Genomic DNA, 16,190 nt, shown 5'->3' on the forward strand with positions numbered 1-16,190 from the left:
GGAAGGATGCAAACCGCCGACGCAGAGCGGCCAAGGAATCAGGGGATCGGTATGACCAAGCTTCGTTCGATGATTTCGGCTGGCGCGCTCGCGCTGGCGCTCAGCGCCCCGGCTCTCATGGCCGCGCCCTCCATCGTTCTCGCCAAGGGCACGTTGCGGCTGGCGCAGACGCAGGATCTGGTTTCGCTCGATCCCATCGCAACCAGTGACAACGCCTCGATCTACGCACAGCTCCTGATCTTCGACACGCTGCTGCGACCCAGCAAGGACGCGACGAAGCTCGAACCCGGTCTGGCCGAGAGCTGGAAGGTCAGCGACGACGGAATGACCTACAGCTTCAAGCTGCGCCAGGCGAAATTCTCGGACGGCACACCGGTAACGGCCGGCGACGTCGCCTTTTCGTTGAAGCGCGCCGGAAGCGACGCATCGAGCTGGAAGCGCTTCTTCTCCGGCATCGACGTGATCGAGACGCCGGACGATCGCACCGTCGTGCTGAAGCTCAAGAAGGTGTTCACGCCGCTCCTCAACAACCTCGCGCTGTTCTCTTCCGCGATCCTGCCGCAGAAGGCGTTCGAGGCGGCCGGCGACAAGTTCTTCGAGAAGCCGATCGGCAGCGGCCCCTTTTCCGTGGCAGCCTGGAACAAGGGCCAGGGCCTGTCGCTGAAGAAGAATGCGAATTACTGGCAGGCCGGCAAGCCCGACCTCGACGGTGCCGAGCTGATGGTCATCCCGGAAGGCAACAGCCGCGTCCTGAAGCTGCAGGCCGGCGAGGTCGACGCCGCCATCGACATTCCGCTCAACCAGCTCCAGGCGCTCGGGCGCGACGGCAAGATCAAGACGGCGGTCGCGAATGTCTTCCGCACCGATTTCATGCTGATGAACACCAGGAAGAAGCCGTTCGACGATCTTCGCGTGCGGCAGGCGCTGAACTACGCGATCGACAAGGACGGCTTGGTCAAGGCGCTGCTCTACGGAACCGGCAAGGTCTCGAATTCGCCGATGCCGCCGATGGCCTATGCCGATGCCGGCCTGAAGCCCTACCCGCACGACCTCGCCAAGGCCAAGGCGCTGCTGGCCGAAGCCGGCTACAAGGACGGCTTCAAGACCTCGCTGCTGGTCGATTCCAGCCGTCCGCTGCACCGCCAGCTCGGCCAGGCCCTGCAGGCTGCGTTGAAGCAGATCGGTATCACCGCCGATATCCGCCTCGTCGAGGGCGGCACGCACTGGACCACGACCAAGGCGGGCGACTACGAGATGGCCGTCGCCTATGCGACCAGCGACACGATCGACCCTGACCAGCTCGTCGGCTTCCTGCTCGTCAATCCCGAGCGCGCGAACGCCTATCACACCGAATGGAAGAGCGAGCGCGTCAACGAGCTCTACGACAAGGAGCGCGTGACGGGGGATGGGCCGGAGCGCGGCAAGATGTTCCAGGAGATCATCAAGCTCGCCCATGACGGCGCGCCCTCGGTCTTCCTGTTCTATCCCGGCACCTCCTATGCCTATCGCAGCAATGTCGAGGGCTTCGAGGTTCTGCCGACCTCGAACTTCCGCCTCGAGGACGTCAAGCTGAAGTAAGGGAAGGGCATCTGCGCGCCCGTCTTCCTGCCCGCCATGCTCATCTATATCGTCAAGCGCCTCGTCCAGCTGGTGCCGGTTCTCTTCGGCATCACGCTGGCCTGCTTCCTGCTGCTGCGCGCCCTTCCCGGCGACCCCGCGACGCTGCTTCTCGGCGCGCGCGGCGGCGCCGAGGAGATCGCGCTGATGAAGCAGCGGCTCGGCCTCGACCTGCCGCTATGGCGGCAATACCTGCTCTTCCTTGCCGATATCGGCTCGGGCAGTCTCGGCCGCTCGGTCGTGCATGCCCGGCCTGTGATGCAACTCGTGCTCGAGCGGCTGCCGGCAACGCTGTGGCTCGTCGCCTACTCGACGACGCTTGCCGTGCTGATGACCGTGCCGCTGGCCCTCTGGTCGGCGATGCGGCGTGGCGGACCCGTCGATCTGGCGATCAAGCTCGCCTTCACCATCGTGATCGCGATGCCCTCCTTCTGGCTCGGGCTGATCTTCGTCATCCTGTTCGCGATCTGGCTGCCCTTGTTCCCGACCTCGGGCTATGGCGACGACCTGCTCTCTCGTCTGCATCACACGACTTTGCCAGCTCTCGTTATCGCGCTTGCCACGGCCTCCCTGACAATCCGCAGCCTGCGCAGCGCCATCCTCGGCGTGCTCGGCTCCGACTACGTCACCACCGCGCGCGCCAAGGGCGCGGGCACGGGCCGGCTGATGGGCGTCCATGTGCTGCCCAATGCGCTGATCAGCTCGATCTCCGTGCTCGGCGCCCATACGAGCTGGGTGATCGGCGGCACTGTGGTGATCGAGACCGTCTTCGCGCTGCCGGGCCTCGGCTCGCTGTTCGTCGAGTCGATCTTCGCCCGCGATTATCCGCTGATCCAGGGGCTCACCATCGTCTTCGCCGTCCTCGTGGTGCTGATCAATCTGGCGACCGATCTCGCCTATGCGCTCGCCGATCCGCGCATCAGGTTGGAGTGAGCCGATGAATCGCCTCCGCTCCAATCCGAGCCTGTCGGTCGGGCTCGCCATGCTCGCGTTGCTCGGCGCCTGCGTCGCGCTCGGCCAGATCTGGACGCCGCATGATCCCTTCGAGATCGACTACGGCAACACGCTGCAGCAGCCCTCCCTCGCCAACTGGTTCGGCACCGACGACCTCGGCCGCGACGTTGCCTCGCGCGTGCTGGCCGGCGGCTATGTCGATCTCAAAGTGGCGCTGATCTGCGTCATTGCGCCGGCCATTCTCGGCGTCGTGATCGGCGCGATCTCGGGCTTCATCGGCGGACGCGTCGACACCTTCATCATGCGCATCACCGATATCTTCTGGGCCTTCCCGTTCTATGTCCTCGTCATCGCCATCGTCGGCGTGCTCGGCCCGGGCGAGGCCAATCTCTATCTCGCCTTCCTCCTGGTGAACTGGATTTCCTTCGCCCGCATCGTGCGGGGCGAAGTTCTGGTGCTGCGCAATCTCGAATTCGTGCAGGCGGCGCGCAGCCTCGGCTGCTCGACCCCGCGGATCGTCACCGCCCATATCCTCCCTAATGCGGTCAACCCTGCCATCGTCTATGCGATGGCGGATGTGGTGCTCACCATCCTCGCGGTTACCTCGCTCAGTTTCCTCGGCCTCGGCATCCAGCCGCCGACGCCGGAATGGGGGCTGATGATCTCGGATGGCCGGCAGTTCCTGTTCGACGCCTGGTGGATCGCAACCTTCCCCGGGCTCGCCATCATCTACACCGGCGTTACCTTCGCGTTGATCGGCGAGGGCCTCGACACCGCGCTGCGGCCCAAGGGCTGAACCCTCCTTGTCTCCATCGGCCTTTCACAGGTGGTCCATGAGCTTCTTCGACGACGATCCGGAATTGCAGCGCATTGGATCGCTGATCACCGACAAGGCCGAGACCGCCTTCGGAGCGCGGGGCGTCCCAAGCGAGCAGTTCGGCTACGTCCTGCTGCGGCCGGGTCGGGATGGTGAGCGGCCGAAAGGCGCCGCCTTGCGCCCTGAATGGCGCAGCTATCCCTGCTCGCTCGTGAAAGTCTTCTTCGTCGTCGCCGCGCAGGCCGCACTGGAATCGGGACAACTCAGCGCCCACGAGGAACTCGACCGCGCCATGCGCGACATGATCCTGTGGTCGTCCAATTCGGCAACGAATTACATCATCGACCTGTTCACGCAGACGACGGGTGACACCCTGCTCGACGAACAGGACATTGCCGCGTGGTGCGAGCGTCGCGAAGCGGTCAATCGCTTCTTCGCCCAGCTCGGCTGGCCCGAGCTGAAAGACATCAACCTCAACCAGAAGCTGATGGACGATCTCCGCTATGGCCGCGAGAAGATCGGCCTCGACCGCTCTCCAGGCGGCCACAATGCGCTGACGCCGATTGCCATGGCCCGGCTGATGCACGAGATCTTCCATGGCTCGGTGCTGAGCGAGGCCGGGCGGAACAAGGTCCGCGGCCTGCTCGCACGCGACCTCGCGAGTTCGTTCGTCAGCCGCGGCGCCTATCAGGTTCAAGGTTATCTCGCCGGCGGCATGCCCGAAGGCACGCAGATTTGGTCGAAGGCCGGGCGCACGCGCTGGCTCGGCGACGAGCGCGCCGATTTCCGCCGCCATGATGCCCTGCGCGCCATTCTGCCGGACGGGCAGGAATTCATCCTCACGGTCTTCGCCCAGGGAGAGGCGATCGCCGAGGATGACGGTTTCGTGCCGGCGCTCGGCGCGATCGTCGCAGGCGAGATGAAGTCAAATGCGCGAGTCGGCATCGCGCCATGAGCCGACGATGGCCAGTCGCCCGGACGCAGTGCCGAGATTCCGCCTGACTTCGGTTAGCGACCTGTAGGCGGTCCTCTTGTCTCGCAGCTGCGCTGCTGGCGTTGACCCTTGGTGGATGCCTGCACCGGCACGGTGAGGACGGCCTCGTTTATGCCGAGGCCGCTGCTACGCCTGCCCAGGGACTGGTCGGATGCGCCATGCCTGTGAAGCCGCCTTCGGCGGCCATCACGGCCGAGGGGATCGAGAAATTCACGGGATACAACGTGTCCTCGACGACCTCGACGGGGAAGGCGCCGGCGACGGTCGCCGCCACGTCGGCCTCGGCACGGGCGTCGATCTTGATGCGTGGCGTCGAGGCGTCGAGGCGCGGGCGGTGAAAGACCTCCTCCAGCGACAGGCCGAAATCGACCATGCCGGAGATCAACTGCAGGATCGTCGGGAAAATGGTGCGGCCGCCGGCCGCGCCTATCGAAAGCACGGGGCGGCCCGCCCGGCTCAAAATGAGCGGACACATATTGGCGAGCGGCTTCTTGCCGGCCGCGATGGCGTTGGGCTGGCCCGGGCGCGGGTCGAACCACATCATGCCGTTGTTCATGATGATGCCGGCCCGAGGCAGGGCGACCTTGGCGCCGAAGCGCGAGAGCAGCGTGTTGGTCAGAGAAACCATCGTGCCCGTGCGGTCGACCACGCTGACATGCGAGGTGCATCCGGCCTGCGGCGTCGCGGCGTGGCCGAGCGTGGTCAGGCGCTTTTCATAGGCCTGGCGGATGGCTGTAGCATAGAGAAGGGCCGTCCGGGCCGGTGACGTTTCGCGGGATAGTGGGCCGCTGGCAAGTCGTTCCGCTGCGTCGAAGAAGGTCGGCCCGCCACTCAAGCCAGGCACCGCCGCGATGTCGAAGTCGCGATAGCGCCCGGTCAGCGCCGGAGCCCAGACCACCTCATAGGTGGCAAGGTCGCCGGCGCGCAGCGGCGAACCGCCAGCTTCGAGATCGCCTGCGATCAACGCGGCGCTCTCGCCTTCATAGAAGTCGCGCGCTCCCGCCTTGGCGAGCCGGCGCAACAACTTGGCCTTCAGCGTCATCGGCTTGAAGCGCCTTGTGTCGGCGCCGGCCTTCGGGCCGTGGCCCTGGTCGAGCAGGATAGCCGAGAGCGTGGGGTCGCGCGCAAGGCCCGGCGCCTCGATCGCGATGCAAAGCGCGGCATACCAGTCGATTTCCAGACCGCGCTCGGCATGCTCGATCGCAGGCTGGAGCGCTTCCTCCCAGGAGATCGAGCCATGACGCTCCAGCGCGGCGGCAAGCCCGGCGATCGCGCCGGGTACGCAGATCGAGCTATAGCCGGAGACGTTGCGGTCTCCGACGACCGAGGGCCAGCTGAACCAGTTCCCTGCCTGGGCATCGGCAAGCGGATAATCGGCCGGGTCGAGCCCGGCGGCCGAGCGTACATTGAAGTCGAGCGTCTCGGTCGCTCCCGTCGCGCCATCGGCATGGACCAGAAAGCCGCCGCCACCGACGCCCGAGAGCCAGGGTTCGACGGTGCTGAGCACCAGCGCGGCGACGACGGCCGCATCCATCGCATTGCCGCCGCGCGACAGTACATCGGCGCCGGCTTGCGCCGCGTGACGGTTCTGGGCCGCGACAAGGCCGTGAGCCGAATGCACGGCGGGCCGCTGGATGGCGAAGGTCTGCATCAGCGCGGCGCCTTGAAGCGATGGGGCGCGCTAGCCTCGGGCAGATGCATCGGCACACTGAAGCGCTCGGCATTGGCGCTGGCGGCATGATGCGCGGCGAGTTCACCGACCGTCGCGATCCAGGTGCCCGGCGAGGTGGTGATCACATCGAGCAGCTTTTCCAGCATGCAGACGCGGCCCGCGCGGCCCGAGATCCAGTCATGGATCGTCAGCATCATCATACGGCCCTCGCGATGCAGCACATGCCACTCGTCGAGCCAGGCTTCGAGGATGCCGCCCTGCGGCGAGGGCGGTGCCTTGTCCGTGGGGCTGCCGGTGAAGCGGAAATAGATGGCGTCATCGACGGCCCAAAGCACCGGCACCTGCGTGACGCCGTCGATGGTGTAGGGGTGGTCGAAACCCATAAGCGAGGAATCGTAGAGGCCGCGACGCTTGATCTCAGCCAGCATGAAGGGCGTCATCTCCCAGGCTGGCGAACGAAAGCCGGTCGGGACGATACCAGCCTGGCTCTTGAACAACGCCAAGGATTCATCGAGCGCGCGGGCGAATTCCTCTGGACCGGCCTCGGTCGCGAGCTCGTGGAAATAGCCGTGCAGGCCGATCTCGTGCCCGCGCGCGACGAATGCCGGCAGCAATTCGGGATGGTTCTTCGCGACCAGCCCCGGCACGAACATCGTCGCCTTGATGCCGTAGCGGTCGAGCAGGTCGAGGATGCGCCAGATGCCGATGCGGGGGCCGAACAGGCGCTGCTCGATCTGGCCGAGCGTCTGCGGGGCATCCGTCGGCAGGCTCCATTGATAGGGGCTCTCGGCGTCGACATCGACGGTGAAGCAGAAGGCACTGCTCTTGCCCTGCGGCCATTCATAACCGGCGTTCGGGAAGGCTGCCGGTGACAAGGTGGTCGGGTTCATCACAGCGCGCTCTTCTTGTCCTGATGGACTGCGAGCGTACCGGCCGAGCCACCGCCATCGACCGTCAGCGTCGCGCCGGTGACATAGGACGACGCGTCGCTGGCGAGATACAGCAGGGCGTTGCCGACATCCTCGCGCGAGGACGGGCGGCCGAGCGGGATCTGCGCGATGGTATTGCGGATATGCGCCTCGGAGAGATTGCTGACCGTGCTTCCGGCGGCAAAACCAGGCTCGAGCGCGTTCGAGCGGATGCCGTATTCGGCGAGCTCGACGGCAAAACCCTTGGTCAGACGGTCGAGCGCTGTCTTCGAGGTGGAATAGACGGTGGCCGTCCGCCGCATCTTGCGCGAGGCGCCGGACGAAATGTTGATGATCGATCCCTTGACGCCCTTGCGCACCATCTGCGTCGCCAGCTCGCGGCTCAGGATGAAGGGCGCGCGCAGGTTGATCGAAAAGATGCGGTCGAACTCTTCGGTCGACGTATCCAGCAGGAAGGCACTGGGGTAGATTCCGGCGTTGTTGACGAGGATGTCGGCGGCGCCCCAGCGCGTTCCGATCTCTGCCGTCAGCTCCTTGATCGAAGCTTCGTCGGTGAGATCGGCCGCCTTGCAGAAACTCTCGCCGCTCAGCCCCAGCGTCTCGGCGAAAGCCGAGAGTTCATCACCCTTGGCGTCAGTCAACGCCAGGGTCGCACCGGCTTGGTGAAGCGTCTCCGCAATCCATTGGCCGATCACGCCGCAGGCCCCGGTGACGAGCGCGCGCTTGCCCTTGATGTCCTCGAACATGGTCCGGTCCTCAGCGAAAATGGGGATCTAGACGGTCGCGCACGGCGTCACCGGTCAGGTTGACGGTCAGCACCAGCACGAACAGACAAAGCCCGGGCAGAGTGGCGGCCCACCAGGCGGTTGCGACGTAGTTGCGGCCAGTGGAAAGCATCGAACCCCAGCTCGCGGTCGGGGGCTGCACGCCGAGGCCGAGGAAGGAAAGGCCCGCCTCGAACAGGACCATCAGGCCGAATTCCAAGGTCGCCACGACGATCAGCGTGCCCGCGATGTTGGGCAGAATGTGCCGGAAGAGAATACGCGGCGTGCCGGCACCCGCCAGCACCGCATTCTCGACATAAGCCATGCCGGCCGTGGCCAGTGTCTGCGCATGCGCCACGCGGGCATAGCGCGGCCAGCGCGTGAGGGCGAGCACCAGGACGACGTTGACAAGGCCGGGGCCGAGAACCGCGACCGTGATGATGGCGAGAAGCACTGCCGGGATGGACAGGAAGACGTCGGCGATGCGCATGACCGCCGTTTCGACCCAGCCGCGCCGATAGCCGGCGACAAGCCCGAGCGCAGTTCCGACGACCCCTGAAAGCAAGACCGACAGCACCGCGACGAGCAGCGAAACGCGCGTGCCATAGATGATCCGGCTGAGGAGATCGCGGCCGAGTTCGTCCGACCCAAGCCAGTAATGGAAACTGCGCGAGACGGTCCCCGGAGGCTTCAGCCGCCCGACCAGGTTCTGAACATTGGGATCATAGGGTGCGAGCAGAGGCGCGCAGAGCGCGGCCATGACGAACAGCGCGAGGACGGCGATCGGCCACCAGCGTTTCAGCGGGAAACGGCGGCGAGGCTGCGGCAGAGCCGGGTCGCTCATCGCCCGGCCCCAAGGGCGATGCGCGGGTCGACGATGCTGTAGAGAAAGTCCGAAAGCAGGTTGAGCCCAACCGTGACGAGGGCTCCCAGCATGACGACGCCCTGCACCACCAGGAAGTCGCGGGCGAGGATGGCCTGCACCGTGACCTGGCCGAGACCGGGCCAGGCAAAAACCGTCTCGACGATGACGGCGCCGGCAAGCAGGTTCGAAATCTCGAGCGCGGCCACGGTGATGATCGGGATTGCAGCGTTGCGCGCGACATGGCGCAGAAGCAGGCGCGTAGGCCCGACGCCGCGGGCGCGCGCGGTGCGGACATAGTCGCGGGTCAGTTCCTCCATCAACGCCGCCCGCGTGATCCGCGCGAATGTCGCCATCGAAAGCAGCCCGAGCGCGACGGAAGGCATGACGAGATGGGAAAAGCCGCCCGTCGAGGAGGGCGGCAGCCAGCCCAGGGTGACGGCGAAGAGCAGGATGAGGAGGATGCCGCTCCAGAAGGTCGGCATGCTCTGTGCGGCGAGCACGAGGCCCGCGGCGACCTTCGCGGCGGCGCTGTCCCGGAACAGCGCGAGCAGGATCCCGACGGGTATTCCGATGCCGCAGGCGACCGTCAGCGCTCCGCCCGCCAGCATCAGCGTATAGGGCAGGCGCGAGGCGATGATGTCGATCACCGGCACACGCTGCACCACCGACTGGCCGAGATCGAAACGGGCGAGATCGGCGAGGAAGCCGAGATACTGGACGAAGAGCGGCCGATCGAAGCCCAGCGAGTGGCGGAGGGCGTCGATATCGGCCTTGGTCGCCGTCTCCGGCACCAGGAGATAGGTCGGATCCCCCGTCAGCCGCTGGATGAAGAAGATCAACGTCGCCACGCCCAGGATCGTGACGAGCGCCTGTCCGGCGCGCTGCAGGAGGAAGCCAGGCACCTAGGCTCAGTCCTTCCAGCTCATGCGATTGACGAAGATGCTTTCATTGGGCGTCGGCGTCCAGACGAGGTTCTTGGCGGTGCCGTACATCTGCGCCGCCTGATAGAGCGGGATCACGTAATTCTCGCTGGCGATGCGCTCATGCACGATCTTGTACGCGGCCAGCCGCCTGGCCGGGTCGAGCGTCTGGCGGCCGGCCTCGAGCGCGTCCTCGATCGTCTTGTCCTTGGCATTGGCCCAGCCGCTGGCGCTGTGCAGGATCGGGAAGAGCACGCCGTCGGCATCCTGGCAGCCGCAGGACCAGCGGCTGAAGGCGAGAACCGGAATGGAATCGGGCCCGCTCTGCATGCGCTTCAGCCAGGAGCCCATGTCGGTCATCTCGATCTTCACGTTGAGACCGGCATCGACGAGCATCTGCTGCAAGGCCTGCACGACGCGCTGGTCGTAGACCGGCGCGGTCACCAGCGCGATCTCCTGCCTGGCTTTCGGGCCGACCGCAGCAAGCTCCGCCTTGGCCTTGGCGACATCGAACGGCAGATCCTTGATGCCCTCGACGAATCCCTCATGGGCCGGCGAAAGCATCTGCGCCAGCGGCTTCTCGGTGCCGCCGAGCACGCCATCGGTGATCGCCTGCTTGTCGATCGCCTGGGCGATGGCGCGGCGCACGCGCGGATCGTTCAGCGGTTCCTTCTGGACGTTCATCGCGAGATAGGCGACGCGCTCGGTCAGCACCGGCACGGGCATCGCGCGCTGCGAGGTCTTGAGCTGGGCCGCGAGATCGCCATCGAGATTGGCAGCGAGATCCGATGTCCCCGCCATCAGATTGGCGACCCGGGTCGCGGCATCGGGAATGGCGCGGAAGACCACGCTCGGGAACGGCGCCTTGGTGCCCCAATAGGCGTCGTTGCGCGCAAGCGTCACCGCGACGCCGCGCTGCCATGCACCGAATTTGTAAGGGCCGCTGCCGACGGGTGCGAGATTGAAGGCATCCTTGCCTACTGTTTCGACGACCTTCTTGGGTACGATCGAAAGCTTGGCCAGTTGCGCCAGCAGGGCCGGATAGGCGCCGTTGGTTGTGAGCGTCACTGTCTTGGCGTCGTTGGCGACGGCGTCGGTGATCTTGTCGAACTGGCCCAGCTGCGGGCTGGCGAATTTGGGATCGGTGATGCGCTTGACGCTGAAGACGACATCTTCGGCGGTCAGCTTCGAGCCGTCGTGAAAGACGATGTCGTCGCGCAGCTGGAACTGAATCTGCGTGTCGGAGAGCTGCTTCCACGCGGTCGCGACCTGTGGCGCGATCAGGCCCTTGTCGTCGCGGGTGACGAGATTGTCGAAGATGTTGCGGTAGACGTAGTAGCTGTCCGGGTTCCATTGGACATGCGGATCGAGCGAATTAGGCTCGCCCACGAGATCGATCGTCAGGCGCTCCTTGGCGGCAAAGGCCGCGCCGCCCGGAAGAACCAGGCAGGTGGCGAGCAGCGCGCCAGCGAGAATTATGCGTGTTCTCTTCATGACACCGTCCCCTGTTTCATGTTCGCGGCGCCGGTCTCCTTCCGGCGTTGACAGCTGCGGCATGCTCGGCTGCCGCTCTCTGTCGTCAGTCGCTCCAGCTCATGCGGTTCAGGAACAGGCTCTCATTTGGGGTCGGTTGCCATTTCAGGCTCTTGGTTGCGCCATAGATGACGGCGGCCTGATAGAGCGGCACGAAGGGCGCGTCGGCCGCGATGATCTCCTGGACCTGCTTGTAGGCGGAGAGTCGCTTCTCCTTGTCGAGGGTCTGGCGGGCTTCCTCGAGCAGCGCATCGGCCTTCGGGTTGCGATAAGCCGACCAGCCGCTGCTCTTGTGGATCAGCGGGAAGAGCGTGCCGTCGGCATCCTGGCAGGCGCAGGACCAGCGCCCGAAGCTCAGCGTCGACGTGCCTTCGGGGCCGGCCTGCGAGCGCTTGAGATAGCTCGCCATGTCCGACATCGCGATCTTCACGGTGAAGCCGGCATCGCCGAGTTGCTGCTGGATCGCCTGCACGATGCGCTGGTCGAAGACCGGCGCGGTCGCAAGCTCGATCTCTGCCTTGGCGGCGGGGCCGGCTTCCGCCACCAGCGCCTTGGCCTTGGCGAGGTCATAGGTCGGGCCCGTCAGACCCTCGATCCAACCGAAGCTTGCCGGTGTGCCCAATTGCGAGACAGGCTTGTCGTAGCCGCCGAGCAGGCCGTCGACGAGCCCCTCCTTGTCGATCGCATAAGCCGCGGCCAGGCGCAGCTTGACGTTGTCGAAGGGCGGCTTCGACGCGTTGAGCCTGAGATAGGCGACGCGCTCGGTCAGACCGATCAGCGCCTGCGCCTTGGCAGCGGATTTGAGCTGGCCGGCCTGGTCGGCGTCGAGGGTGACGCCGAAATCGCTGGTGCCGGACTGGAGGTTGGCAAGTCGTGTCGCTCCATCGGGCACGGCGCGGAAGACCACGGTCGGGAACGGGCCCTTCGCGCCCCAATAGGCATCGTTGCGGACAAGCGTCACGGCAACGCCGCGCTGCCAGCTCTCCAACTTATAGGGCCCGCTGCCGACCGGCTTCAGGTTGAAGGCATCCTTGCCGACGGCCTCGACGATCGCCTTGGGAACGATCGAGAGTTTCACGAGCTGGGCGAGCAGCGCCGGATAGGCGCCGTCCGTGGTCAACTTGACCTTGGTCGGCGAGAGTGCCGCCGCATTGATGATCTTGTCGAACTGCCCGAGCTGGGGACTGCCGAATTTGGGATCGGTGATGCGCTTGACGCTGTAGACGACGTCGTCGGCCGTCAGCTTCGAGCCGTCGTGAAAAGCGATATCGGGGCGGAGCTCGAACTCGATCTCGGTGTCCGACAGATATTTCCAGGAGGTCGCGACCTGCGGGACGATCTCGCCCTTGTCGTCGCGGGTGACGAGATTGTCGAAGATGTTGCGGTAGACGTAGTAGCTGTCGGGGTTCCACTGGACCTGCGGATCGAGCGAGGACGGCTCGTTCACGAGGTCGACCACGAAGCGCTCCTTCGAGGCTTGCGCCGGAGCAACGCTTCCCAGGGCAAGTATCGCGGCACAGGCTGCCGCGAGAGGATAGGTCCGCCAGGCAACGGTCATGACTGCTTCTCCTTCGGTGAAGGGATCGGCTGATCGGCTGCGACGAGCGGCTGATGGCGCGCGCCGCGTCGGCGGGCAGAACGCGCTTGCGGCCGAGGCGGCTGCGCCGACATCGCAAGAAAGCCGTGGGCAATCGCGTCAGCGAAAAGCCTATGGTCTCGCTCGATCGCCTGTGCAGCAAGATTGGCATCACCCGCCCTGAGCGCCGCGACCAGTTCACCGAGGTCGGCCGGCGGGATGGCATGACCGCGGAGATCGAGCATCCGCACGATCCGGTCTGCATGATCCCAAATCCCACCGAGCCAGTCTCGGGCGAAGGCGCCTGCTGCGGCAGCGAGCAGATCGCGCAGCTGGCGCTCTGAGGCGCGGGCGGTCGCAATCGCTGCAGGCTCGGTCCGCCCGGAGACGGATTGGATCGTCCCCAGGAGGGTCGTCGCCGTCGAGAGCGCGGGTTCTGCCAGCTTGTGCACAGCCAGCGAAGGCTCGAGCCTGCGGCGTCCATCCAGCACTGCGGCGATCAGCGCTCCGTCGATCGGCGCGATCCGCCACCCCTGGCGCGCATGCCTGCTGACGAAGCGAGCCGCTGCGAGTTCGGTCAGTGCGACACGAACGCTCGCGCGGCCCAGCCCGAAGCGATCGGCGAGCGCCGCCTCATGGACAAAGTCGCCCGGAGCGATCTCACAGGTGACGATGGCTCGACGCAGCCGCCGCGTGGCGACGTCGAGCCGGGGTTCTGCGGTCGGGGCAGACGCAAATGGAGAGGCGGTATCCAGCATGCTGCGAAGTCTGAAACGTCTTGTGAGATTTCACAAGACGTTTGTGGGGCTTTACGCGCGATCGGCAGTTTGCCCTACGGTGACCTCCCCGGGCGAGAGCCTGACGTTCTCGGCTGCCCAGCGCAGGAACGAAGTCACTCGGGATACCGAGGTTCGATTAGGCCGATCGGGGACAAGCTCTCGCCGCTTTCACCTCAGAGCTTTTCCCCCCAACGCCCGGTAGAGCGCCTCCACCCCGTCGCTGTAACTCGAAGAAGGGCGATTTTTGCAGAACGAGCGCATGAAGTTCATCTGCGCCGCGATCGGAAACCCCTCAGGAATAAGAAGAAGATTATCATCGACGTTCGGTGGCGCGCCAATCAGAACACCGCTCATATAGCCCTGAGCCCAGGCGAAATACTCGCGCTCTTCCTCTACTCGAACCACGATGGAATCATTGAACTGCGAACATTTCGCCGTGCCTGTTCCAACCACGGCGACGAGCTGAGCTTGCGCGCCCGACACCCCCGCGAGATACGCAGACGCCACAAGGATTGCCCGGAGGGCACTCGCGAATGCTCTCGTCGAAACTCGAAATTCTCTCTTGGTCGAGACGTTTTCAGACATAGACCCTCAGGACGGCTCGTTGAATCTGGCAACACTAGTTGAATTCGACCCAATAAGAATCAAAAGTTTGCACTCAGGACGATTATTCGGCTATTCAATGTAAAGAATTGTATTTTGAAAAACAAATGTTTCAGTATTTGCGATCGTAAATTGCAAAATCTGAACTTATAGAAAAAAGGAGAGGCCGGATCACAGACCCGGTCCTCTCCAAAGTATGGGTCTCTTTTGGAGGTCGACGCCCATTGTAGGGCCTCAACCCAAATCTATGCTGACATTTCGATCGGCAATCTGTCTGTGACCATTTTCACCGGTCCTGAATTATCGAACCGAAGGCATCCCGGAGCACAGCGTTTGAGTTCCGCAGGCGGCAGGCGCCCGCATTCGCTAGCAATGGCGCTGCGGGCGATGGCTCACGCAGGGAAGGTCACCCAGAAAACCGCTGACGCGGTGCCGCAACTCGTCGATGCGTTCGATAATCATCTTGTTTCCGGATTGGCGCAGGATGCCGTCCTTCGCCAGCGCGCTTATCTGTTTCGTCACGGTCTCACGTTGAGAAGCAATTCTACGGGCAAGTTCAGCGTGGGTCGGGGGCGGCGAAATGGAAATCTCACCATCGTCCGAGCTCGAACTCAGACGAATCAGCTCGGCGTAGAGCCTCGCCTTCATCGGTAGAACGCGGTTTTCGATATAGAGCCTGTTCAAGGTCCTAAGCCGCTCGCACAAGCGCCTGGCCACATCCCAAGCGAAATCCGGCGAGTTTTTCAGGATTTCGAGAAACTGGTTTCGGCGCAGAACGAAAACCGTCGTCTCAGTGATCGCCTCGAAATATATGTCCAGGCTCTGGCCGTCGATCGCGGTCAGATCGCCAACGAAGTCGCCTGAAGACAGATCGGCGAAAAGCGCATCGAGGCCATGGGGACTTGTGAAAAAGGGCCTGACCGTACCGGTATCGATCAGATAAACCGTATCCGGTGTCTCGTCCGGGCGCCGCAGAAGGGGCCGCTCCATGTGAACGGTCGTTAGCATTTGAACGAATCGATGATTTTCTGCCTGCGAGCCGTTCGTTACCCGCGATTGGACAGGACATGCTTGAGGCGCGCGGTGTGTGCTGCACCTCACCTGAACCTGCTCATCGAGATATCCCGTTCCGCGCCTGGGCGGTTGGTCCCGGCATTTAATGGAGCGGACTGAGCTTGAATCGTTCGGGCTCGGTTGTCTCTGCTTTGCAGATGAACTCTTGGGGTGGAGGAAATCACCGGGCCCGCCGCCGAATTCTTCGACGCGCCGAGGACGTTCATCGCAGCACGGTGCGGTTGGCTGCAGCCGAGAAGGGATCGCGGAATTGACGGCTGCCGACGAACGCACAGCCACCAGGCAGAACGAGGCGGCTATCGACCCGGTTCAGAATTTCATTGTGCCCGCGGCCTCGGTTTGCAGAGCGCCACAACCGGACATTGGCTCTTGCCCAAAACCGGTCAGGTGGGCTGTGAAGCGAAGGTCGGCTAACAATCCCAAATTGCGGAAGAGGCAGACACCTGCCTCTTCCAGCGTCAATTCGCGAGACTTGCGGTTCCAACGTCCGCTTGGGTAGTTGCCATCTCGTCTTAACACGTCGTTTTCAACGCTCGAATGTATCGATCCCGGCGAGGAAACCAACGAGCTCAGCCTGGCGGCATGCCCGATTTCTGAAGTATCGGCCGGATTTGCGACCTGACGGTCTCAACGGATACGCCGCATGTCCTGGCGATCTCGGCCGCGCTCTGTCCCGATGTCAGCAGGCGCGTGACGCGTGCCTCGCCCGGCGCGAGATCGAAGAGAGCATGTCGGGATCGAGGTCGCCGCTTCGGCCGTCGCCGATGGCCTCCTGAATGGGATCCCCTTTCGCCATTGCCGCACTAGCCGTCGTTCGAAGAGTTCACCTCGTCGGGCATGACCGCTTCATCTCCACCGATGCCCGCGGCCTGCCGCAGCGCGTTGTTGATGCGATCCTGCCAGCCTGGTCCGCCACTCTGAAAATGGTCAAGCACACTGCGATCGATCCGGAGCGAAACGAGTTCTTTCGCTCCGGGAACGCTCGGCCGCGTGTCGACAGGCATCGGTGCTTTCGGAACGGCCGGCTTGAACAGTGCCTCGGCCTTGTCCCGGGCGCTGGTGGGCCTGCGAGTTCTGTCGCTGTTCATGGAGC

At 64.4% G+C, this 16,190-nt stretch carries 15 protein-coding genes and 2 pseudogenes; 5 read left to right on the top strand and 12 right to left on the bottom strand.

The window, feature by feature from the left end; translation table 11 throughout:
* The first annotated feature begins 51 nt into the window (after nt 1–51).
* The 4 genes from NWE53_RS17475 to NWE53_RS17490 are packed head-to-tail and all read left to right on the top strand — an operon-like array spanning nt 52 to nt 4,343.
* Nucleotides 52–1,578: an ABC transporter substrate-binding protein gene (locus tag NWE53_RS17475; protein ID WP_265050647.1), complete on the top strand. Its 1,527-nt coding sequence runs from the start codon at nt 52–54 to the stop codon at nt 1,576–1,578.
* A gap of 36 nt (nt 1,579–1,614) precedes the next feature.
* Nucleotides 1,615–2,550 carry an ABC transporter permease gene (locus tag NWE53_RS17480; protein ID WP_265050648.1) on the top strand — a complete coding sequence of 312 codons (936 nt, stop codon included), beginning with the start codon at nt 1,615–1,617 and terminating at the stop codon, nt 2,548–2,550.
* A gap of 4 nt (nt 2,551–2,554) precedes the next feature.
* Complete coding sequence (locus NWE53_RS17485) at nt 2,555–3,367, top strand: ABC transporter permease (RefSeq protein ID WP_265050649.1); 813 nt, start codon at nt 2,555–2,557, stop codon at nt 3,365–3,367.
* Nucleotides 3,368–3,404: 37 nt separating this feature from the next.
* Entirely contained in the window at nt 3,405–4,343 is a 939-nt protein-coding gene (locus NWE53_RS17490) for a serine hydrolase (RefSeq protein ID WP_265050650.1), read from the top strand.
* 148 nt (nt 4,344–4,491) lie between these two features.
* On the opposite strand, the gene NWE53_RS17495 is transcribed toward NWE53_RS17490, so the two are convergent.
* The 7 genes from NWE53_RS17495 to NWE53_RS17525 form a co-directional block, all read right to left on the bottom strand.
* Nucleotides 4,492–6,033 (bottom strand): gamma-glutamyltransferase, encoded by a 1,542-nt coding sequence (locus NWE53_RS17495; RefSeq protein WP_265050651.1) that lies wholly within the window; start codon nt 6,031–6,033, stop codon nt 4,492–4,494.
* The gene (locus NWE53_RS17500; protein WP_265050652.1) at nt 6,033–6,944 is read right to left on the bottom strand and encodes a polysaccharide deacetylase family protein; all 912 of its coding nucleotides are present in this window, start codon (nt 6,942–6,944) and stop codon (nt 6,033–6,035) included. Before NWE53_RS17500 ends, NWE53_RS17495 begins: the two co-directional genes overlap by 1 nt.
* Nucleotides 6,944–7,729: an SDR family NAD(P)-dependent oxidoreductase gene (locus NWE53_RS17505; RefSeq protein WP_265050653.1), complete on the bottom strand. Its 786-nt coding sequence runs from the start codon at nt 7,727–7,729 to the stop codon at nt 6,944–6,946. Before NWE53_RS17505 ends, NWE53_RS17500 begins: the two co-directional genes overlap by 1 nt.
* Before the next feature lie 10 nt (nt 7,730–7,739).
* On the bottom strand, nt 7,740–8,591 hold the full coding sequence (locus NWE53_RS17510; protein WP_265050654.1) for an ABC transporter permease: 852 nt from the start codon (nt 8,589–8,591) through the stop codon (nt 7,740–7,742).
* The gene (locus tag NWE53_RS17515) at nt 8,588–9,514 is read right to left on the bottom strand and encodes an ABC transporter permease (RefSeq protein WP_265050655.1); all 927 of its coding nucleotides are present in this window, start codon (nt 9,512–9,514) and stop codon (nt 8,588–8,590) included. Before NWE53_RS17515 ends, NWE53_RS17510 begins: the two co-directional genes overlap by 4 nt.
* A gap of 6 nt (nt 9,515–9,520) precedes the next feature.
* The gene (locus NWE53_RS17520; RefSeq protein ID WP_265050656.1) at nt 9,521–11,026 is read right to left on the bottom strand and encodes an ABC transporter substrate-binding protein; all 1,506 of its coding nucleotides are present in this window, start codon (nt 11,024–11,026) and stop codon (nt 9,521–9,523) included.
* 85 nt (nt 11,027–11,111) lie between these two features.
* Nucleotides 11,112–12,623: an ABC transporter substrate-binding protein gene (locus NWE53_RS17525; RefSeq protein ID WP_265050657.1), complete on the bottom strand. Its 1,512-nt coding sequence runs from the start codon at nt 12,621–12,623 to the stop codon at nt 11,112–11,114.
* A 53-nt stretch (nt 12,624–12,676) separates the two neighbouring features.
* On the opposite strand from NWE53_RS17525, the gene NWE53_RS17530 reads away from it, so the two are divergent.
* Nucleotides 12,677–12,985, top strand: a complete 309-nt coding sequence (locus tag NWE53_RS17530; RefSeq protein WP_265050658.1) for a hypothetical protein — start codon at nt 12,677–12,679, stop codon at nt 12,983–12,985.
* 189 nt (nt 12,986–13,174) lie between these two features.
* Here the strand turns inward: NWE53_RS17530 and NWE53_RS30065 are convergent.
* From NWE53_RS30065 to NWE53_RS17545, 5 genes and pseudogenes are all read right to left on the bottom strand, one after another.
* A pseudogene (locus tag NWE53_RS30065) lies at nt 13,175–13,399 on the bottom strand (GntR family transcriptional regulator); the annotation flags it as partial.
* 189 nt (nt 13,400–13,588) lie between these two features.
* Nucleotides 13,589–14,005 carry a hypothetical protein gene (locus NWE53_RS17535; RefSeq protein WP_265050659.1) on the bottom strand — a complete coding sequence of 139 codons (417 nt, stop codon included), beginning with the start codon at nt 14,003–14,005 and terminating at the stop codon, nt 13,589–13,591.
* 384 nt (nt 14,006–14,389) lie between these two features.
* Nucleotides 14,390–15,013, bottom strand: a complete 624-nt coding sequence (locus tag NWE53_RS17540) for a Crp/Fnr family transcriptional regulator (protein ID WP_265050660.1) — start codon at nt 15,011–15,013, stop codon at nt 14,390–14,392.
* Nucleotides 15,014–15,666: 653 nt separating this feature from the next.
* Nucleotides 15,667–15,795, bottom strand: a pseudogene (locus NWE53_RS30070) (helix-turn-helix transcriptional regulator); the annotation flags it as partial.
* 105 nt (nt 15,796–15,900) lie between these two features.
* Nucleotides 15,901–16,185, bottom strand: a complete 285-nt coding sequence (locus NWE53_RS17545) for a BrnA antitoxin family protein (protein WP_265050661.1) — start codon at nt 16,183–16,185, stop codon at nt 15,901–15,903.
* Between the last annotated feature and the right edge of the window lie 5 nt (nt 16,186–16,190).

This window comes from Bosea sp. NBC_00550, assembly GCF_026020075.1.
Taxonomy (GTDB): domain Bacteria; phylum Pseudomonadota; class Alphaproteobacteria; order Rhizobiales; family Beijerinckiaceae; genus Allobosea.